The organism is Kitasatospora sp. NPDC048545 (genome assembly GCF_040651155.1).
Classification (GTDB): Bacteria; Actinomycetota; Actinomycetes; order Streptomycetales; family Streptomycetaceae; genus Kitasatospora.
The window spans coordinates 8,629-29,446 of record NZ_JBEZIQ010000035.1; the positions used below are offsets into that span (position 1 = coordinate 8,629).

Sequence of the window (20,818 nt, forward strand, 5' to 3'; positions counted from 1 at the left end):
TCCCGAGTTCACAGTCGACTTCGGCGCCGAGGTACTTGATGCCGTCTTCTACTTGGGATCGATCGGCTCGATCCTGACGTTTCCGGTGGACACGACTGTCACTCAGCTCAGCGGCGACAATGGTTTCACGGTCACGAACAACGTAGTCCAGGGCGTGGCCAAGAACCGCACAGCAACCACGCCTTCTGATTCCAACGGCAGCATTCGCCTCCGCAGGTCCACACCCTTCCGGTCGATCACATTCAACCTGAAGCCGAACGCCCCGATCGAGAAGGACGGCGTAATGCTCCAAATCGGCAGTTAACACGTCACTCACGCTGCGAACTGATCCCGTCGGTGATCTGGAGGACGAGCGATGGCGAAAATCAACCAGGAGACGCAGGGGGGATGGGTGGAAGAGACAGAGGTATTCAACGTTGAGCTGAACGCGAATGAACGGGCTGCGTTTCGTTCTTCCCCTGAGGCCTTCCTGAAGGATCTGCTGGAGAGGGAAGGACGCAAAGTCAACGGCATCGCCATTGACGCGCGACTGCTCGAAGGGGACGGCGAGGACGACTTCGCGTGCCCCCGCACCCCGAAGCTTCTCCACATAGCAGGAGGTCTTCTGAATTCCAACTACGCGTACATCTGCCCTACCCCCATTTGAGCCTGGATCCATCGATCGATGACGGGCTGCGGGAGGGCCAGACGCAGAGAGGTGCCTGCTGAGCCGGGAAGATGGGAGTTCTCTACGCTCCACCGGCCCAACCACTGAATTTGAATGCGTGTTGTCGGATCTGGTCGTGGTCAGTAATCCATGATCAGCCCGGCCTGGGTGAGTGCTCCGTCGATCAGGTGCGGACGGTACTGGATCTGGGCAGAGGTCCTTGGCACGGAGTCCGGTCTCGGCGTGCTCGAAGGCGGCCAGGATGTGTCGGTAGGCCGGTTGGGACAGGACCGGGTCGGCGGCGTGCTCCGCCTCGTCCTCGGCGGCCAGTGCGAGCACGGTCTCGCGGGTGATCTCCAGGCGCGTCAGGGCGTTCTCGGCCTCGGCCAACTGCGCGACCAGCGCGTCGATCTGGCCGCGCAGGAGTTCGACGCGTTCGCGGGCACCGGCCTCGCGTTCGGCCAGCCGTTCCAGCAGCGACCCCATCGTGTGCCTCCTGCTATGCGTCGCCGCTCTCGCGTGGTGGATCGCGCCAGGTCGGTGTCGTGGTGTCGGTCAGTCGGCGGGTCATGTTGTCGCTCATCGACCAATAGATCATCGACTCCGCACTGGCCGGCAGCGTCTCGTAGTCGCGTGCCAGGCGCCGGTGCAGCATCAACGTGCCCCAGGTCTGCTCGACCACCCAGCGCTTGGGCACCGGCGCGAACCCCTTGGTCCCCGGATCGCGCTGGACGACCTCGACGTCGATGCCGAGCCCGGCGCCGTGTGCGGCCACCGCGTTCTTGAACCCGGCGTCCACCCAGGCCTTGGTCACGCCCGGGTTGTCGGCGGCGACCTTGTCCAGCAGCGTGATGCCGATGGCGTTGTCGTGCACGCTCGCGGCCGTGACCAGGACCGCGATGAGCAGGCCGAGCACGTCGGTGGCGATCCCGCGCTTGCGCCCCGGGCTCCTCTTTCCCGCGTCGTCGAGGCCTTCATCCAGGCCATGGAGCGCGACGGCGTCGGCCTCGCCACCCAGTCCAACGCCTTCGACAAGCTCAAGGCCATCCTCCTCGACGCCCACCGCCTCGGCCTCTACGACGAGAACCTTCCACGCGCGCGTTCGCGCCGAAACGCACCAACCGCGAAGGTGACAGCTGCTCGGTCAGAGGACCTTCACGACGCGCAGATACGTCTGGGCTGTCTGCAGGTCGTTGACGGTGATCTGGGCGTTGATCCGGTGCGGCGGGGTGGCAGGGTTGTTGAGCTTGTTCACGGCCCAAGCAGAGAAGCTGGCCCAGCCCTTTTCGAGATCGACCATCAAGCCACGATCAGCAGTTGGGATACTGCTGGTCCACCCCTTGTTGACCAGATCGTCGATCTTGATGAAGCGGGCGGCTTCATTGACCTCCTGGGCCAGAACCAGCAGGGCCGCAGCGGCTTCCTTACCGCTGTCAGACTTGGTGGCGAGCTCGGCCGCGGCCCGGTCGGTACCCGTCCTGCCCAGCGTCACGGCCTCCAGGGAGGTCTGCGCGCGCCGCTCCAGGGTGGTGTAGCTCCCGTCGTAGTCGAGGCGGACCTGCCGGGTGTTGGCGGTGTGCTTGTAGGTGGTGTGGCTGCCGTCGTGCTCCTTGAGGGCGTGGTAGGTGTCATCGCGGGGGGTGTACCAGCCCACACCGTAGAGGTCACTCGACCTCACGATCTCCCAGACCTGGGCCCCTGAAGCCGTGGTGAAGGCGACCGGGAACAGGTCGTTGGTCGCACGCGGCCGGACCTTGTACATCGACTGGTAGAAGACCTCACCGTTGGTCGCACGCAACCGCACGGCCTGCACGAAGCTGCTGTAGTTCGCCGCAGTCGCCGTACTCGTGTTCAGCGAGGGATCCGCACGGACGGGGGGCCTTTGTGCCAACGCGGCAGGCCCGGGCCGCGCCGGTGCGGCGACCGCCACCCCAGCACCCGCAACCGCCGATAGCACAGTGAGCCCGGCCGCGAAGCTCCGCACCCATGATGTCGCATTCATGAACCACTCCATTCCCGTTCGCGAAATGAACATGAAGTCACATTCACTGCTGTGAGGGATGTCAGCTGAATCGACCAGCTCCCCCCAGCCCTAGCTATTCGTCCGTGGCAACGCACCTGCATACTGGGCTACTCATACCGCTCGGCCGAACACGCGAAGCGTCTGCCCCATGGCGTCCCCCACATGCACGGGCCACCTACAGGGCCGCGGCCCCACTGGATGCCTCCCTGAGCGCAGGCTCGCCCACGGCGCTCACGCCACTGCATACCGCCCCCATCACGCCAGGCGATCGACTCTCGATGAGACATGTCGAGTACAGAACATAGCAAGGAGAAGAATGACGCATATGCCGTTCCGATCGAATGGCCAAAAATCGCACATATCTCAGATGCCTGATCAGTTGCCTGCAGGTCATGGCTGCCACTCGCTGCTTCCCAGGGCGGCGCGGATTATGAGGCCAGCGCCGTGCGGGTGCCGATAATTCATCCGTCCAGGTCATGGCCTTGATCGCTGATCTCCGGCCGTGCGCCTGCCGAGAATGTCATCCATACAATTCAAGGACACAATGGTGGCTGCGACAGGATGATCGCTCGTCTTGCTTCGCTCGGCATACCCGACTGTCACCAACGCGTTCGCCGCCCTGCGGCTGCTGCCACCTACACCCCAGGCCGGCGCCCTCCTGGCGTGCGACTTCATCGAGACCATCACCCTGACCAGCCAGAACCAGTACACCCTCGCAGTCATCGAGCACACCAACCGCCGCATCCGCATCCTGGGCGCCGCCGCGCATCCCACCACCCGCTGCGCCGGCCAGACCACCCGAAACGTGGCCATGGAGCTCGAAGGCGCCGGAGCAACCGTCAACTACATCACCGCGACCAGGACGCGAAGTCCCTGCTCTCTCCGACCAGATCCTGGGCGAGACCGACATGCAAGTCGAGCTCTCCGGCATCCGTATACCGCAGATGAACTCCATCATGGAACTGGGGGGCGCCTCCCGACCGAAGCCTTGGGGCGAGTGCGGCCCTGCCGCGACGAACTCCTCGACCGGACCTTGATCCGGAACGCGCGCCACCTGCGCCACGCCCCGCGCGAATTCGAGCAGCATCACAACGCACACCAGCCCCACCAGGCCATAAACCAGGCGGCACCGCTGCGCGCGATCCCCGAACCGATCACGATTCCAGACAGATCACCCGCCTGGACATACCCCGACACGACCGGCTCGGCAGAGTGATCCACGAGTACCGACGCGCCGCCCAACCCGGTCGGATGAGATATTCGGCAGGCCCAGTGATCTTCGGGTCGACCCAATAGCCACAGCAGTGACCGACACCGACAGCAGCGGGGGCCGCTCTCCCGGAAATGATCTTCTTGAGCATGGGAAGCGATCAACGAGGCGGAGTATTCGCACCTGGTCAGCTACAGCTCGCCGGTCTCCCGCCAGGGTCAACCGACCCAGTGGGGCCAGCCTGAGCGACATGACGTCGCTGCGACCGGCCTTTTCGTGGCTACGCCGGGGCGGACCGGCTCGATCGAGTCCAACCCGCCCCACGTCCTTGCGTGATGGGGTGAAATGTCCCCCCATGGACACCCGGGACGATACACTCCGTAGGCGATCGGTATCACAGGGCAGTCGTGCCCGTGGCGCCTTCCGCATACTTGGCGTGTTCTGATGTGACGTCATGTGCGCTTTCTGGTGCTGGGCTTGGCGAGGTGCTGGGATCGCATGACGTACCGGGCAGCGTGCCGGCGCGCCGCCCCCGGCCCGCTGGCGTGAGTGCCTGCGCAGGACCTCCCTCCGTTGTGCGCACGAGAGGATCTCCGTCCCCATGGCCCTGTCTGTCGCCGATCTGCTGGACTCCTTCCCCACCGCGGGCGAAGACTTCGTGCTGCCCCTGGACGCGATCGAACTGCCCGAGCTGTACCAGCTGTTCGCTGCCGGCAAGGAGCTTGTCCTGCGGGTGACGGAAGTCGCCGAGGATCAGCTGACGGTGATCGGTGAGGCCGCGTTGGACGGTCACCCGGTGGCCCTTCGACTGGTGTTTCTCGCCGACGCGGCGGAGAAGTTCGTCGCCGGGCTGCGGGCCGAGTTCGATGCGGCGATGGGTCTGGTCGAGCTCGCGGCGGCCTGGGGGCTGGAGCTGGCCGAGGCGCCGGCGGCGTTCCTGGCCGAGGTGGCGGCGTTGACGGCGCGCTACGACCTCACGGTGGGCCGGGTGGCGATCACGGCGCAGACCGAGCGGCTGCGGCTGGTGTTCGCGCGGCCGGCGCGGGACGCGGGTCTGGTGGGGCTGGTCGGGGTCCGGGGCAGCCAGGCGTTGCTGTCCCAACTGCCGTACGTCGGACCGGAGATCCCCGACGTCGAGCAGGTCGGGGTGCACGGCGTCGAGTTGATCGTGGTGGGTCCCGGCAATCTCACCACGGAACACTGCGCGCTGGTTAACGCGGCAGTGGCCGAGGTGGTGGCGGAGACGGCCGATGACGAGCCGTGGTGGCCGCTGCTGCCGGAGCGGGACCTGGTGGCGGGGCTCTGGGTGGGCGCCGCCTACCAGTTGCCGCAGGGCGATCCGCAGGTGTGGGCGGTGCGGTTGGCGGTGCCGGATCCTGAGATCGACTGGGTGCCGGACTTCCCGGCACTCCCCCCGCTGGGCCGGTTCACGCTCTCCGGCTTCGGTCTGCGCTGGCCGCTCGCGGGCTCCGTCGGCAGCGGGCTGGGGGTGTACCTCAGGTTGTCGGTGAAGCTGGGTTGGCTCGACCTGTCGCTGCCCGATGTCGGCTTCGACTTCTCGCTACCGGACATGGGTCCGTTCTCGGTCGTTCCGCGCCTGCCGAAGCTCGCCCTCTCGCTGGGCGGTGCGGAGTTGACCTTCCGGGTGCCCGAGGGCCCGGACCTGCCCGCGTGGCCGGGCCTGCCGGGGCTGCCGGCGGTCGGGCTGCTGACCGGCTGGTGGGACGGCAGCGGGGACGGCAAGCGGCTGGTGGACCTGCTCGCGCTGTTCGGCTTCTCGCTGCCCTCGCTGCCCGACCTGTTCAATCCCCAACTGCCCTCACTGGGCCTGCGGTTCGACCTGAGTGCGGGCGACTTCGAGCTGGTCGGCGACTTCAGGCTGGTCGGCGACTCGATCCGGCTGCGCTTCGTGCTGGCCGGCCTTCCCTCGCTGTCCGGCCCTGACTGGGGCAAGGTCGCCTTGCTGGGCGTCACGGGCTTCACGGCCTGGCTCACGGACCTGCCCTTCATCGGTTCCCTGCTGACGGGGCTGTCCGGTTTCGCTCCGAACGGGCTCAGCCTGGCCGGGCTCGGATCCGGCCTCACCCGACCGCAGTTGGACCTGCTGAACGCGGGGATCGGCTCGTTCCCGGGCGGACCGGGCGTCTGGTGGCCCACCGTGAACTGGGACTTCTCCGGGGGCGGTCAGGGCGGCTCGGGCTGGTCGCTGGACATGGGCTGGAAGCTGCCCGGTGGTTCGGGCGCGTCCTGGGGAATCCCGTGGCCGCAGTCCTGGCCGGCGCGCCCGGACCTGTCCTGGCTGGAGCTGGAGCTGCCCGACCTCGCGCTGGGGCCGCTCGACGTGTCGCGGATCGGCCTGTCGTGGCCGGGCCCGGACGAGACCGACTGGTGGAACGGCTCCGACTGGGTCCTGCGTCTGCTCCTGGACGCCAGGATCACCTTCGGCGCCGGGATCACCGTGGGCCTGCCCGGCCTCGGCTTCGACATCGACCTGAAGAACTTCACGGTCCACCCGCGCTTCCCGAGCCTTTCGCTGTCTCTGCCCGGCAACGTCGAGCTGACCTTCGCCGTCCCCACAGCCGGCCCGCCCTGGCCGGTCGAACTGGTCGCGCGCTGGCAGGCGCAGGAGGGCGAGGAGGGGATCCCGGTCACCGATCTCATGATCGGGCTGGGCTCCGAAATCGCCGAGGCCGTGATCCCCGAGCAGTTGATGCCGACGCTGCGATCAGCCGGCCTGTACTTCAACTTCCAGACGTACCTCGTGGTCCTGACCACCACCACGGACTACTTCGGCTGGATGCTGGCCACCCGGCAGGTCAAGGACGCCAAGCGACGCTTCCTGCTGGCCGTCCGGGGCACCGTGCGGGCGAAGGCCTCGGACTTGCCGGTGATCGTCGAGCCGACCTCACCGGACCGCGACATCACCGTCGGCGACATCCACTTCGCCTGGGCGGGCGCCACCGGCAAGCCCGTGGAGGGCTGGACGCTCACCGAGATCACGCAACTGATCGGGATCCTGGCCGAGCTCGACATCGACCCGGCGCTCGGGAACCACGGGGTGCTGCCGGTCCTGCCGAAGACCGACTTCGACCCCGGGATGATGATCTGGGCCTCCCTCACCCTGGGCGTGGACCGCCTGCTGGACCTGGTGTGGCCGGCCGACCGGGAACTGCCCGCCCGAAGCTCCGGTGTGGTGCTGGGCCGCGAACGGGCTGCGGGCGACTCCGACCAGGGCGCGGAGAAGAGCCTGGAGGGGTTCGCGATCGGCCCGGTGCGGTTCCGCCATGCGGGACTGGGCTACGCGCACGGCCTGCTCTTCATCGCTCTGGACGCCACGCTGGCGGTCGGCCCGCTCACTCTGGACCTGCTCGGCCTGGGCCTGGGCGTGGACAAGGACTGGAAGGTGCAGCCGGTGCTGCGCGGCGCCGCCCTGGCCCTGGAGTTCCCCGGGCCGCCTCGGGTGGAGATCGCCGGGGCGTTCGCCCGGCTCGATCTGGGCCCCGAGTTCCCGCTGGCCTTCGCAGCTCTGGGCCGGATCGAGATCCAGGACCTCATCGCCCTGCAACTGGCTGGGAGTTGGGCCCGAAACGAGGCGGGCTGGGACTCGGTCTTCGGCTATGCCGAACTCGTGGCGGGCAGGAAGAGCATCACCGGCCTGTTCAGCATCGGCCCCGTCACGGTCACCGGTGTCGTGCTCGGCATCGGCATTAACAGCACCGTCCGCATCCCCACCACCAGCGAGCTGGAGAGCTTCCCGCTGACCAGGCGTCTGGGCGCCCAGCCCCCCGCGCCGGACGGCGAGGTGGAGAAGAAGTCGCCCGTGGACGCGCTGAACGAACTGGTCGTCGCCCCCGGTTGGGTGACGCCGGCCCAGGGCCAGTACTGGCTGGCCGGCGGCATGGAGTTCACCGTCTACAAGTTCATCCACGCCCGGGCGATGGTCCTGGTGGAGTTCGGCCAAGCCGGTTGGAAGGCCATCCTGGCCGGCAACACCACGCTGTCCCTGCCGCCCACCATGCCGAACGAGAGCGACGCGCGGGCCGGACTGCCGCAGGGCTCGAACTCCCTGATGCGCCCGATCGGGCAGGTGATCGTCGACTTCGTCTTCGCGTTCGACTCCGCACTGGGCCGCTTCTCGATGGACACCGTCATCGCCAAGGGCTCCTTCCTGCTGGACCCGGCCGCCACGCTCACCGGCGGGATCTCCCTGTACGTGTGGGGCAAGGACCTGCCCGAGCAGGGCATCAGCAAAGGCTTCGTGCTCTCGGCGGGCGGCTATCATCCCCAATTCCCGGTGCCCAGGTACTACCCCAAGCCGCCACGGATCGGCTGGCTGTGGGAGCGCGGCCCGATCACCATCAAGGGGCAGGCCTATGCGGCGCTGAGCGACGGCGCGTTCATGATCGGCGGATCGCTGGCGGCGGTCTTCGAGGCCGGCAAGGGCATCCAACTGCGGGCCTGGTTCACCGCCCACGTCGATGCGCTCGTGCAGTGGAAGCCGTTCTACGCCGATCTGGCCCTCGGGCTCAGTATCGGAGTCTCCGCCACCGTCAAGGTGCTCTTCATCCGGATCCGGGTGTCTCTTGAGGTCGGGGTCAGCCTCCAGCTGTGGCTGCCGCCGATCGGCGGGCGGGCGAAGGTCAAGGTCTGGTTCATCTCCTTCTCCTTCGGCTTCGGCGCGGACCGCAAGGGCGCGCCCCCGGTGCCGTGGGAGGACTTCCACGTCCAGTTGCCCGCCCCCTCGCGCACCACGTTGAAGCGGGGCATCGAGCTGCCGGACGCGACCGAGGACTCGAGCGATGCGCGCGCCGCGGCGCCGGCCGAAGCGCCCGCGCCGCTGCTGGTGCGGATGGACGGCTTCACGGTGGCCGTCGAGTCGGCGGTGCCCGCCTCGAAGATCACCCTGAACGACGCGCCGATCGCCGGCAGCGATGCCGCCCGCATCGACATCCGCCCCATGCGGCTGACCGGGGTGGTCAGCGAACAGGTCGTCGAGATCCGCAAGCAGGGCGCCACCGGCCTGTACGACTGGCGGCTGGCCGGCTGGAAGGTGACACCCACCACCGACGGCGTGCCGCGGGCCCTGTGGGGACGGCCGCTGGCCAACCCCCAGCAAGCCCTGGGCGAGGAGGGGTTGGTCCCGGACTGCCTGACCGGGCTGACCATCGAGGTGCCCGGGCCGGAGCGGTCGCAGTCGCCGGTGGGCCCGGTGCCGGCCGAGGCACTGAAGGTGGAACCGGTACTGCCGGACGGCAACATGCCGCTGCATGACACCGCGGCGGCGGGCAGCTCCCCCGAAGTGCACGAGCACAGCGTCCGGGTGATCACCAACACCCTGACCCAGACCGCGACGAAGCGCACCAAGGTGCACCAGGCGCTGGCCGCGCTGGGCGTGGCGCCGGGCAGCGACGGCCCGCTGACCCGCTACGCCGACCTGGCCGGCAACACGCTGACCGACCCCCCGCTGCTCACCACCACCGGCACGAGGTGACCCGCCATGACCACCACCCCTGAGCTGAACGTCACGTTCTACGACCACCTGCAGCCCAAGGCCACGGCCGGCGTCTACACCGTCACGATGAACCACCGGCTCACCCTGAACGGCAGCCCGGTCGACACCGCCGGCGCCCAACTGCCCCAGGTCGCGGACCGCTACGAGATCCGGGTGGCCCAGTTCACCCTGGACCCCACCTTCGTGCACGCCAGCTACCCGCCCGCCGACGCGGCCGGCCTGTACACGTACGTGCTGCCGCACATCACCCTGACCCGGGCGATCCTGCCCTGGGAACGCGAGCTCCAGGGCCGAGCCCCGCGGGCGCCCTGGCTGGCGCTGCTGGTCTTCGCCGAGGGTGAGGTCCTCGACGACCCCACCGCCGAGGGCGCGTTCACCCAGCGCACGGTGGGAGAGCTGCGCCGTCCGGGATCGGGCCTGCTCGGCCCGGAGCTGAGCGGTGAACTCGACGAGAGCGTCCAGTGCCGCACCATCGACGTGCCCACCGACGTGTTCACCGCCATCGTGCCGCGCGAGGACGAGCTGCTCCAACTGGCCCACGTGCGCGACGTCAAGACCGCTCCGCAACGCCGGGACAACGGCGAGATCCTGCGGGAAGGCGAGTACGCGGTACTCGCCGCCAACCGCTTCCCCCGGGCCGAGGGCCGCTACGCGGTGCACCTGGTCTCACTGGAGGGCTGGATCGGCCGCCTGGCCCCGGGCGCCCTGCCCGCCGATGCCGTCGTGCGACTGTGCACCCTGTGGTCCTGGTCCTTCACCAACGACCCCGACGGCAGCCTCAACCCGGGCGAGCTGCTGGCCGACCTGGTCGCCCCCGGCGCCGACCACCGGGAGAACCTGGCCCTGCGCCTGACCCCCGACACCGCCGGCCGGGCCGCCTCACCGGAGGAGGAGCACGCCCGCGAGCGGCTGCACCACGGCTACACCGCCGTGCCCTACCGCACACTGTCCGGGGAGCACACCTACGCCTGGTACCGCGGCCCGTTCACCCCGCTGACCGCCCCCGACGTGCCCCGCACCGAGGCCGACGGACCGTACACCACCGCCGATCACGCCCTGATCTACGACCCCGAGCACGGCCTGTTCGACGTCAGCTACGCCGCCGCCTGGACGCTGGGCCGCACCATCGCCCTGGCCGACCCCGAGTACAGCGCCGAAGTCATCGAGGCACGAAGGGAGTTGGCCAACCGTTCGGCCACCCTGAGCGCACTTAGCATGGATCGCGAGCGTGCCCTGCACGACCCCGACGCGCTGCCCGCCGGCACCGCGCTGCGCGAGCTGGCCGGCGCCCGGTTCGGCCGCGACCTGGTCGGCGCGCTCAAAGCCCCCCTCGCCGCCGAGACCCGCCGCTCCCGCCTCGCTCCCCCGGCCCGCCGCGAGGCGCCCGCGCTGCTCGCCGACGCGCGCACCCGCCAGTCGCTCAGCGCCGTGGCCGAGGCCAGCACCCCCACCGCGTCAGCCTGGATGGAGCGCCTGGGCCTGCTGCGCGGGGTGCCCTTCAACCACCTGGTCCCCGACCCGCGGATGCTGCCGCCCGAGAGCCTGCGCCTGTTCCGCCTCGACCCTGGCTGGATCCGGGCGCTGGTCGCCGGCGCGAGTGACGTCGGCGCGCACACCTCCGTCGACCGCGACCTGGACGAGGTGCTACGCGCCCGCCTGACCCGCTCGCTCGGCACCACCGAGCCGGTCGCCGGCCTGCTCATGAACTCCGAGCTCGTGCGCGCCTGGCCCGTCTTCGACATCCTCGCCAGCCGCGGCACCGACCACGCCCCGGTCAACGAACTGCGCCGCGACCACCTCGCCCCCGACGTCCTGCTCGTGCTCTGGGACGACCTCCCCGACCGGATCGCCATCCGCGAACCCAGCCAGGGCATCCACTTCGGCATCAGTGCCGCGAAGCGGATCAACCTGCGCCACCTCGACGGCGACCAGATCGGCGAGCGCACCGGCGAGCAGTTCCCCGCCGCCGGCCCCGACCTCTTCGACACCCACCTGCGCCCGGCCCGGGGCAGTGCCCAGCCGGACGTGCTGGACCTGCGCGGCCTGCTCCCCGCGCTCAAGACGGCCCTGCGCCTGACGGCCGACCCCACCCCCGCCCAGTTCGCCCTCGAACTGGTCAACGCGCCCCTGGAGCAGCTCCTGCTCCCCGCGAACAACGCCTAGGAGCCGGACGTGAGCGACACCGAACTGATCGTGCCCGTCGAGGTCCACGCCCTGCTGGTCAACAACAAGGTGCGCACGGCGCACCCCTTCTACCGCTACCAGCCCAGCTTCCACTACATGCTGGGCAGCAACCCGAACATGAAGGGCCGCGGCGCCGCCGAACCGGAGCCGTTCAGCGGCGGCAACACCGGCGCGCACGAGTCGTTCGAGGGCGTCCACGTCCAGTGGCAACTCCCCGAGGCGCTGACCGACGGTGTCGTGGACCCGAGCGGACAGACCAACTACCCGCTGGTGCCAAACCGTTGGCTGGTTGTGCGGTACGCGCAGCTGTCCGGTGGGACGGCCGCTCCGGTCGGCTGGGTCGTCCACAGTGACCACCTGCACAGCGACGACCCCGATGCCTGGGACGGACGCTCGGTGATCAACAGCTTCGTCAACCCGCGTGCGGAGCACCCGGAGGTCGACTGGCTCGGCCGCATCCACTCGCTCGCCGACGGACCGTGGCAGGAGCCCGAGGCCCGCGAGCTGTTCCTCACCGCGGTCGGCGCCGGCCTGCCCACGTTCGCCGCATTCGAGCCGTACCACGAGAACGTCTTCTCGATGCACGACGACCTGATGGACCTCAAAGGGCCCGGTGACAGCTATCCGCCCAACGCCACACTGAGCTACCTGGTCTGCGGCTGGTACAGCGACCCCGGCCAGGACATCCTCCGCCAGGCGCCCGCCATTCCAGGCCTGTTGCCGCCGGACGGCGACGGCTCTCCGGCCGAGCTGCTCGCCGCGCTCGGGTGGACGACGGCCGGCCGCAGCGCCACCGAGCTCGGCGGCCTGGGCGCCGCCGCCGGGCACGGCGTCGAGCGCATCCTCGACCCCGATGAGGAGAGCTACTACCTCAGCGCGAACGCCCCCGCCGAGGGGAGCCGGATCGTCATCGACCTCGGCAGCGTCCAGCAGATCGGCACCTTCCGGGTCCTGCTGGGCGACCCGGACGACGAGCACCTGCTCCCGAAGGTGCGCGTGCAGACCTCGGTGGACAACCAGAACTGGCCGGACCGGTTCCACCGGGACTACGAGGCCGGCACGCCGGTCATCGACTACCGCCCGCCGGAGCCCTGCGAGGCCCGCTACCTGCAACTGTGGATCACGGAGCCTGGTACCGAGCCGGTCGCCGTGCGCAGCGCCCGGATCACCGCCGCCCCCAAGGACCTCAGCCGCACCCTGTACAGCGGCACCGCGCTGGGACTCGGCTGGGAGCGCTTCGGCGACGCCCCCGAGCACCCGGACTATCCCGAGAACGGCGAACTCCTCAAGGTCGCGCTCGGCCACAGCACCGGCGAGGCCGCCGAGGCGCTGATCGACCGGCAGCTGCCGGACTCGCGCCACGCCTCGCTGGTCAGCGCGCTCTTCCACGGCACGCTGGACACCTTCGACGGCGCCGACGGCGAGCGCGACCTGGCGGAGGTCACCCACAGCAGCTGGTTCGCCGGCAGTGACGGCGGCGCCGACTGGCAGATCGTCCCGCGCGAGTCACCGGGCCCGGACGCCCCGCCGGCCCGCCGCGGTGGCGACCTGACCGCCGGCTGGCTGACCCGGCTCAACGCCGACCAGGTCCGCTACGACGCCGCGCTGAACGACCTGACCGCGAGTCAGTGGCGGGTGTGGGCGCTGTACTGGCTGCAGAACCAGCTGAGCCATCTGCCCGAGGACGAGCGTCCCGCCGACCTACCCGCCGACTTCGAGGCGCAGTGCGAACGGCAACTCCACCCCGAAACAGGTGACTTGGTCAAGGCCGTCAAGGCCCACCGCGACACGATCGCCGCGCTGTTGCCCGGCCTGCCGCCCACCGCCGCCGACGGGCAGGACCCGCAGGAGGTCATCGACGACTGGGCCACGGACCAGGGCCTGCCTGCGCACCTCCAGCTCAGGCGCCTGCCCCAAGGCAGCTTCTACAAGCCCGCCGACCCGGTCCTGCTGGTCGAGGGAACCGGTGGCGGTACCGTGCCGCTGACCCGTGACGCCGACAACCCGCTGCCCTGCCGGCTACCCTCGGCCCTGCTGCGCGGGGTGCTGCTCGACCGTGTCATGACGCCCCCGCCCGGCGATCCCGCCGACCCGGGCATCCCCGAGCTGCCCGCCGGCTGCGCCGCCCTGCTCAAGGAGTTCGCCCTGCTGGACCGGGCCGCACGCACTCGCGACGGCGACCGGACCGCCCTGCACGCCCTCGCGGAGAGCCCCGCCACGCACGCCGAGGGACCGCTCGCCGAGTACACCGCCCCGTGGCTGCAGCCCTGGCTGCCGATGTTCCTGATGTGGAAGCTGAGCTTCTTCCCCACCCCCTACCGCACCGAGCAGGGCTACCACTGGACCTTCCAGGCCCCCGACCCCGGCAGCGGTCTCGACTCCTACGGCTACGGGTGGAACGGCGACGGTACCCTGGTGGCCGACTTCGAGAGTGAGGGCGACGTACTCAACCGGCTGTTCCGCGGCCGGGCCTACCTCGCCCCGACCACCGTCTACGTGCTGCGCGCCCAGCTGGCCCGCTACCTGGCCGGCTACCCCGGCGCCGACCGCCGCGCGCTGGCCGCGCTGAGCGATGAGCTGGCCGGACTCGACGTCCTCTCGCAGAGCCTGGACGGGTTCAACGACTGGCTCCTGCAACTCGACGGCGGCGCGCAGGTCCCCTCCGAAGGCGATCTCGCCGAGCTGACCGGCGAGCAGAACCACGTCCCCGACGGCGCCGGCGGACCGCAGCAGCGGCGCTTCCAGCCCGTGCGCGCCGGGCAGTTCTTCTTCACCGACCTGCGCATCGTCGACCGCTTCGGCCGGGCCGTCGACCTGGTCACCTCCGGCGACGGCGGCAACTGGTACGACCAGTACCCGGTCCGCGCCGCCTCGGTGACGCCGAGTGAGCCCCTCTACACCGAGGTGGAGCTGATCAACCCCGAACGGTTCATCCAGCTCCCACCCCGCCTGCTGCAGGAGAGCCGCCTCACGTTCGCCCCCGTCCCGGCCGCGCCCGCCCCCGCGGGCCAGGGCACCCCGCTCGCGGGCTGGCTGCTGGCCAACTACCTGGACCAGACCCTGGGCGTCTACGGACCCGCCGGGCAGGCCCTGGGCGAACTGCGCGTCGTCACCACCGTCGAGACCACCCGCGAGACCAGGTACACCCCGCTCCCGCACTCCCCCTACAGCGGCCTGAGCGACCTGCGGTTCGCCGACGACCACCCCGAGCTGCACCGGTTCGTGGCCGCGCTGGATGCCCGCCCCGACTCCGAGGCCGCGTTCAAGGACCTGCTCAAGACCATCGACACGAGCATGCGGACCATCGTCGACCCCGCCGCCGGGGACGACCGGCTGCCGGCCCGCCTGATCGGGCGACCTGTCGCCCTGGTCCGCGCCGACCTCACCCTGGACCTCCAGGGGCCGCTGCTCACCGACCCGTCCTGGGCCACGATCCTCGAACCGCCCGCCGCGACCTACCCCGAGGACAGCTGGGCGATCCGCCTCGGCGACCCCTATGACCTGGACGACGGACTGATCGGCTACTACAGCGCCGACCGCGACCGGGAGGTCGACTACGGCCGGCTCAGCGCCCTGCACCCCGCCGGGAGCAGCGGCTACGTCAAGCCCGTGGACGCCGCGGAGCTGGACCTCCCGGCCCGAACCGCCGATCGTGCCGTCACACGCCGCGTCGCTCTGCTCGTCCACCCCCACCTTCCGGTGCACGCCACCACGGACATCCTGCCCGTCCAGGAGCTGCGCCTGGACGCCGAGCAGGTGCATCAGGCGCTGGCCGCCATCCGCGCCTCCTTCCGCCTCAACCCGCTGCTCGCCACCACCCGCAGCCCGCGCACCGCCACCAGCAGCATCCCCGGCCACGGGACCAACACCCCGCAGGCCGGACCCGTCGAGCGCATTCTGGATGGTCGGCTCGACACCTGGTACCAGACCGGCGCGGCACCCCGAGCCGGGGACACCGTCACCGTCGACCTGGGCGAGGTGCAACCGGTCACCGGCATCGACCTCTACTTCGGCGAGGCCGGCGGAGGACGCATCGCACCCGCCAAGACGTTGCGGGCCTCCGAGGACGGCGAGGAGTGGCTCGACCTCGCCGAGGCCACCGCGTCCCAGGCGGAACTGCACTGGCACGGCGACCCCGCCGGGCCGCCGCTGACGGCCCGCTACCTGCAGCTGGTGCTGCGCGCCGCCACATACACGACGGTGATCCGCAGCTTCCAGGTCACCCCCCAAGACGACCCCGTGGTCTTCCCGCCGCTCTCGGCCCGCTACGGCACCTGGTCCTGGGCCCAGCCGCAGGCCACCGCCGCCGACGTGCCGGACTGGGACGAACGCGGGCTGATCCCCGCCGACCACCTCACTCACCCCGACGACGCGCTGCCCACCGCCCGGGCCGGCTACCTCCAGCTCCACCCCGCCACGCCGCAGGATGACCCGGCGCCCGAGCCCGCCCCGCAGCCCTGACCACTCATCGACCACTCATCGACCACTCGTCACCAGGACCTCACCCCTGGAAGGGACACCGCCGCCGGATGACCGAGCAGACCGAAACCGCACTCCTCAGCTATGCCCTGACCACCGCCCCCGCCGTGCTCACCCGGGCCGCCCCCGGGCACCCCCGCCAGGGCCGACTGGAGATCACGGTCTCCCGCAACTCGGCCGGCAAGGGAGACGCCGGCTGCCGCAGCATCACCGTCGAGGTGCCCACCGGCCAACATGCGCAGGCACTGACCGACCGGCCCGAACGCATCGACACCGCCTACAGCGCTCCGCACGGCCACAGCTGGCACATCCACAAGAACACCGCCGCGCACCCCGACCGGACCGTGTTCACCTGCACCCCGGAGAACCCGCGACGAGAGGCGGTCTTCGACGAAACCACCACGCTCACCCTGATCCTGGAGCGGATCGCGCTGACGGGGCCGCCCGGCACGGTCAGTCTGCGGATCACCGACGACACCGCCGGTCACGCGCAGGCGCACGCCCGCCGGAGCACGGAGCTGGCCGTCGCAGTCCAGCAGGCTCCCACCGACGCGACCTGACCACTGACTGACACGCGACCTGAGCACGCTTACCGACCGGGCGACCTGACGACACGTCGGGATGCCCGGATCCGCTTGTCCCACCGGAGGCCCCACCCGTGTACCAGCTCGCCGCCGCGTCCGTGGCCCTGCTCGACCTCGTCTACGAGACCACGCCCGCCCTGTTCACCATCTCCACGCCGGCCGAGACCAAGAAGGGGACGCTATTCCTCACCTTCCGCAGGCCCGCCACGAGCGCGAACGTGAGGTGCCGGAAGATCGTCGTCACGCTCCCGGTCGGCTCGAACGCCGCGGACCTGGTCGGCAACACCGGCGGCGCCGAGGCGGACGACATCGACGACTATCCGCGTGACAGCACCGGCCTGGAGTGGAACGTCGAACGACAGACCACCCCGGCCGAACCGGCGTCCCCCGCCGAGGTCACTGCCATCACCTTCATCTGCACCCCGCCCTCGGGCGAGACCACCTTCGACGCGAGCCGCGAGTTCACCCTCATCCTCTCCAGCATCCCGATCAACCGCACGGCCGGGGCGGCTCCCCTGACGGTCAGCGAGACCACCACCGCCGGCACGGACTGGTCGGAACGAACTCTCGGCCCGTCCGCCGTCGAGAAGGCGGGCAACGAGTTCCGCTTCCAGACCTTCTCCTGCGTCGATCCCCGGGTCGCGCACGGCCGAAGCACCGTCCTGCAGTGGGACGGCACACCCCAGAACACGGAGTACTACCTGTTCTGGGACGACGCACCCGCGAAGCGGCTCACCGGCCTTCCCGCACGTCCACCGCTCACGGTCACCACCCACGAACTCACCCGCACCACGACGTTCGTGCTGAACGCCCAGACCAAGAACGCGGCCGGCCAGACGGTGCATCACTATCTCTCCACCACCGTCACGGTCAAGGACCCCGACCTGCTCGCCAAGACCCTCGCCGCCGCCGACAAGGTCGACGTCCACGACACGTTCGTTGCGGACCGGACCAACGCGAGCAAAACCTGGGCCCGCGCGACGACCTTCAACGGAGACGTCACCATCACGTAGCGCCGCACCCGATTCCGCTCCCTGACCGCCCGCCCGCTGACCCTGAGGGCCCCATGACCCAGACCGCCACTCCAGCCGACGCCCGACTCGAGGTCCACTGCGCCCCCTCTCCCAATCCGCTCCCGGTGTCCACGGCCAGCAAGACCAAGAACGGCGTCCTCGAACTCACCTTCGCCAAACCCGACGACAGCCCTGACATCAAATGCCAGGCGATCACCGTCACCGTCCCCGTCGGCACGGGCGCCACCGACCTCGCCAGCAGCGCCACCCCCATCGAGCACAACTACAGCGGCCAGGGCACCTGGCACGTCAGCAAGCAGATCGGCGAACACGCGATCACCTTCACCTGCACCCCCGAGGCCCCGGGCACCCCGCCGACGGTCGTCTTCGACCGGACACGGCGCTTCACCCTCGACCTCTCCGCCATCCCCGTCACCCGCGCCCCGGGGCACGCCGCTCTCACCATCACCGCCCTGACCACCCTCACCAACGACTGGGAGACCCGCCCCGTGAGCACCGACCCGGTCGAGAAGCATCTCGAAACCATCGCCGACTTCTTCTTCCGCAGCTTCTCCTGCGAGAAGCCCCAGGTCAACAACGGCACATCGGTGGTGCTGCGTTGGGAGGGCAGCGAGGCCGGCACCGAGTACTGGCTCTCCTGGGACGACAACGCCCCGATCAAGGTCACCGGCCGGAGCCACCCCTCCCACGCCCTCACCGACACCACCACCTTCGTCCTCGACGCCCGCACGAAAGCCGAGGACGGCGTGACCGTCATCCACCACTACCTCTCCACCACCGTCACGGTGAAGAACCCCGACATCAAGGCGAAGACCCTCACCGCGACGGACAAGATCAGCGTCACCGACACCTTCTGGGCCGACAACAAGGACAGCAAGAAGACCTGGGCCCGGGCCACCACATTCGAAGGAGAGGTCGTCATCGCCGGCAAGAACACCCTCAAGGTAGGCGGCGTGATCACTGCCGAGGAGGGGGTCACCATTCCCACCATGAAAAAGCTCGTGGTGGACACGATCGAGATCCCCAGCCCCACGGGCAGCCGCAAGCAGGTGGTGTTCAACTCCCCCGTCTGGATTCAAGAGGTCGTCCTCCCCACTGGCACCCCCGCCCACCTCACCGTCAAGGGCTCGGTAGATGTGAGCGGCACCGTCGCCCTGAACAAGATCAAGTCCACGGTGAACAGCGCGATCGAGCTGCTGAACAGCATCAACCAGACCGCGGGGGCCATCAGCACCACCGGCAACGTCACCGCTACCGGCAACGTCACCGCCGGCGGGAACCGGGTGCTTCGGGCGGGTGACACCCTCCGCTTCAAGAGCATCACGAACAGGTATCTCAGCGAGGATTACGACTACGGGCGGGACCACGAGACCGTCATGGCCGCAAGGACGCTCTACAACACCGCGCGTTGGACGGCTCTCCACCTGTCTTCGGCGAGCTCGCTCGCCGAGACACCCGGGAGTGAGCAGCAGCTGGCTGAGCCCCCGAGGGCAGACCAGGCCAGCGCCAAGCCAGAAGTCTGATTTCGGAGTCGACCGGGCCGCCGGTCAGGCGGGGACCCGCGTCGCCGTCGCCCACCGCATCGGCCTCCCGCTCGATGCCCTCACGCACCGTCACGCCCCCGGCCACCGCCAACTGCACGCACCACGCACCACGCACCACGCACCACGCACTCCATTCTCCTTCAGGCCCGGCCGAACCGCGCGGCCGGGCCTGCGCATGCTGTGGGTCGAAGGCCCTGGCCCACGTAGTAGGCGACATCAGCCGGACCGACGCCAAGGTCGGCTTTCGTAGGCCCGGCAGATCGAGCTGCAGGTCACCTACGCCGACCGCAGCCACACCACCCGCCGGCGCACCCTGCGCGAACCCACCCGGCACACCCCGGTGTTGCAGGAGAACCTGTACGCCCTGTTCGCCGCCCTCGGCCTCCAGCGAGCCCGGATCCGCGCCGTCACCGCCCGCATCGGCGGTCTCAGCCCGGCCGCAGCCGGCTGGACCCAGTTCACCCTCGACACCCAGACCGAGGACCGGCGCGTCCTGGAACCCGTCATCGACAAGGCCAACCCGCACCACCTTCGGCCGCAGCGACGCCACGACCGCCGCCACCATCCCCGCCCTGCACTTCTCCGACGGCGTCACTTGCAGCCGATTCAGCTTCTGCGCCGGTATGCGCCGGGGGCCAGCCCGTGCGTGCGTTTGAACGCGTTGGCGAAGGCGAACTCGGAGGTGTATCCGACTTGGGCGGCGATGGATCTCAAGGGTGCTTCCGTCGCCCGTAGGAGGCGGGCTGCCGTGGTCAGTCGCCACCAGGTCAGGTAGCCGAGGGGCGGTTGACCGATCATTGAGGTGAAGCGCCTGGCGAACGTCGCCCGGGAGAGGCGGGCTTCCGTGGCGAGTTCTGCCACGGTCCAGGGTGCTGCCGGGTCTCGGTGGATGGCGTGGAGGGCGGCGGTGATCGCCGGATCGCTGAGTGCTGCGGCCCAGCCGGTGGTGCTGCCGCGGGTGGGCTGTTCGGCGAGCCAGATGCGCAGGATGTACATCAGGAGCGTGTCCAGGAGCGCGGGGACGGTTGTGCTGGTGCCCAGGCGCGGATTGCCCACCTCGGCGGCCAGGAGTTGCACCGCCGCGTGCAGCTCGGGGTGGCGGCCCGGATCGGCCGGCAGGTGGATCAGGTCGGGCAGGGTCAGCAGCAGGGGGTGGGTTCGGGACGGGTCGAGCTGGTAGGCGCCGCAGAGCACTACGGTGGCCGGGCCGCCCTGGCCGAGCCGGTCGACGCTGTCCGACGCGTAAGGCCCGGGCAGGTCGGGGTCGTCGGGGGTACAGGCAGGGGTTGTGATCGCGGTTGCCGGGGTGTCGGCCAGGGTGTGCCCGCTGCCGTGCGCCAGGAACAGCACGTCACCCGCACCCAGTCGGACCGGCGCGGCGTGTGGGGGTAGGAGCCAGCAGTGGCCCTCCAGGATCACCTGGAAGCCTGCCGACCCCGGTACGGTGGCGAACTGCTGTCCCCACGGGGCATGCCATCGCACGTAAGCCGACCGGGGTCGGCCGGTCCGCGCCACCGTGATCACGTCGCTGAGCACATCCATGGGGCGAGCGTACGTATGAGACTCACGCGCATGAACAGGGCACCCTGGCGCATGGATCGT

General features: G+C 69.8%; 11 protein-coding genes and 2 pseudogenes. 10 read left to right on the forward strand and 3 right to left on the reverse strand.

Annotated features, from left to right (window positions below):
- The coding region (locus tag AB0D10_RS28715) for a hypothetical protein (protein ID WP_360261853.1) at positions 1–304 on the forward strand (304 nt) is incomplete at its 5' end.
- Between the two features lie 51 nt (positions 305–355).
- Complete coding sequence (locus AB0D10_RS28720) at positions 356–646, forward strand: hypothetical protein (protein ID WP_360261854.1); 291 nt, start codon at positions 356–358, stop codon at positions 644–646.
- Positions 647–1,145: 499 nt separating this feature from the next.
- Here the strand turns inward: AB0D10_RS28720 and AB0D10_RS28725 are convergent.
- Together AB0D10_RS28725 and AB0D10_RS28730 are read right to left on the reverse strand one after the other, a co-directional pair.
- A pseudogene (locus tag AB0D10_RS28725) lies at positions 1,146–1,610 on the reverse strand (transposase); the annotation flags it as partial.
- Positions 1,611–1,790: 180 nt separating this feature from the next.
- Positions 1,791–2,648, reverse strand: a complete 858-nt coding sequence (locus tag AB0D10_RS28730) for a ribosome-inactivating family protein (protein WP_360261855.1) — start codon at positions 2,646–2,648, stop codon at positions 1,791–1,793.
- Positions 2,649–3,243: 595 nt separating this feature from the next.
- On the opposite strand from AB0D10_RS28730, the gene AB0D10_RS28735 reads away from it, so the two are divergent.
- The 8 genes and pseudogenes from AB0D10_RS28735 to AB0D10_RS28770 form a co-directional block, all read left to right on the forward strand.
- Complete coding sequence (locus tag AB0D10_RS28735) at positions 3,244–3,885, forward strand: integrase (protein ID WP_360261856.1); 642 nt, start codon at positions 3,244–3,246, stop codon at positions 3,883–3,885.
- A 595-nt stretch (positions 3,886–4,480) separates the two neighbouring features.
- Positions 4,481–9,370 carry a DUF6603 domain-containing protein gene (locus AB0D10_RS28740; RefSeq protein WP_360261857.1) on the forward strand — a complete coding sequence of 1,630 codons (4,890 nt, stop codon included), beginning with the start codon at positions 4,481–4,483 and terminating at the stop codon, positions 9,368–9,370.
- Between the two features lie 6 nt (positions 9,371–9,376).
- Entirely contained in the window at positions 9,377–11,554 is a 2,178-nt protein-coding gene (locus AB0D10_RS28745; protein WP_360261858.1) for a hypothetical protein, read from the forward strand.
- 9 nt (positions 11,555–11,563) lie between these two features.
- Entirely contained in the window at positions 11,564–16,036 is a 4,473-nt protein-coding gene (locus AB0D10_RS28750; protein WP_360261859.1) for a discoidin domain-containing protein, read from the forward strand.
- Between the two features lie 68 nt (positions 16,037–16,104).
- Positions 16,105–16,614 (forward strand): hypothetical protein, encoded by a 510-nt coding sequence (locus AB0D10_RS28755; RefSeq protein WP_360261860.1) that lies wholly within the window; start codon positions 16,105–16,107, stop codon positions 16,612–16,614.
- Positions 16,615–16,712: 98 nt separating this feature from the next.
- Positions 16,713–17,651, forward strand: coding sequence for a hypothetical protein (locus AB0D10_RS28760; protein WP_360261861.1), 939 nt, complete (start codon positions 16,713–16,715; stop codon positions 17,649–17,651).
- A gap of 125 nt (positions 17,652–17,776) precedes the next feature.
- Positions 17,777–19,195 carry a hypothetical protein gene (locus AB0D10_RS28765; protein WP_360261862.1) on the forward strand — a complete coding sequence of 473 codons (1,419 nt, stop codon included), beginning with the start codon at positions 17,777–17,779 and terminating at the stop codon, positions 19,193–19,195.
- 280 nt (positions 19,196–19,475) lie between these two features.
- A pseudogene (locus tag AB0D10_RS28770) lies at positions 19,476–19,649 on the forward strand (hypothetical protein); the annotation flags it as partial.
- A 173-nt stretch (positions 19,650–19,822) separates the two neighbouring features.
- Here AB0D10_RS28770 and AB0D10_RS28775 read toward each other — a convergent pair.
- A complete protein-coding gene (locus tag AB0D10_RS28775; RefSeq protein ID WP_360261863.1) occupies positions 19,823–20,758 on the reverse strand; it encodes an AraC family transcriptional regulator in 936 nt (311 codons plus the stop codon).
- Between the last annotated feature and the right edge of the window lie 60 nt (positions 20,759–20,818).

What these genes read in the sequence shown, in the direction of transcription:
- AB0D10_RS28720 (WP_360261854.1), top strand. Translation starts at nt 356, where the DNA reads ATGGCGAAAATCAACCAGGAGACGCAGGGGGGATGGGTGGAAGAGACA.
- AB0D10_RS28730 (WP_360261855.1), bottom strand. Translation starts at nt 2,648, where the DNA reads ATGAATGCGACATCATGGGTGCGGAGCTTCGCGGCCGGGCTCACTGTG.
- AB0D10_RS28740 (WP_360261857.1), top strand. Translation starts at nt 4,481, where the DNA reads ATGGCCCTGTCTGTCGCCGATCTGCTGGACTCCTTCCCCACCGCGGGC.
- AB0D10_RS28745 (WP_360261858.1), top strand. Translation starts at nt 9,377, where the DNA reads ATGACCACCACCCCTGAGCTGAACGTCACGTTCTACGACCACCTGCAG.
- AB0D10_RS28755 (WP_360261860.1), top strand. Translation starts at nt 16,105, where the DNA reads ATGACCGAGCAGACCGAAACCGCACTCCTCAGCTATGCCCTGACCACC.
- AB0D10_RS28775 (WP_360261863.1), bottom strand. Translation starts at nt 20,758, where the DNA reads ATGGATGTGCTCAGCGACGTGATCACGGTGGCGCGGACCGGCCGACCC.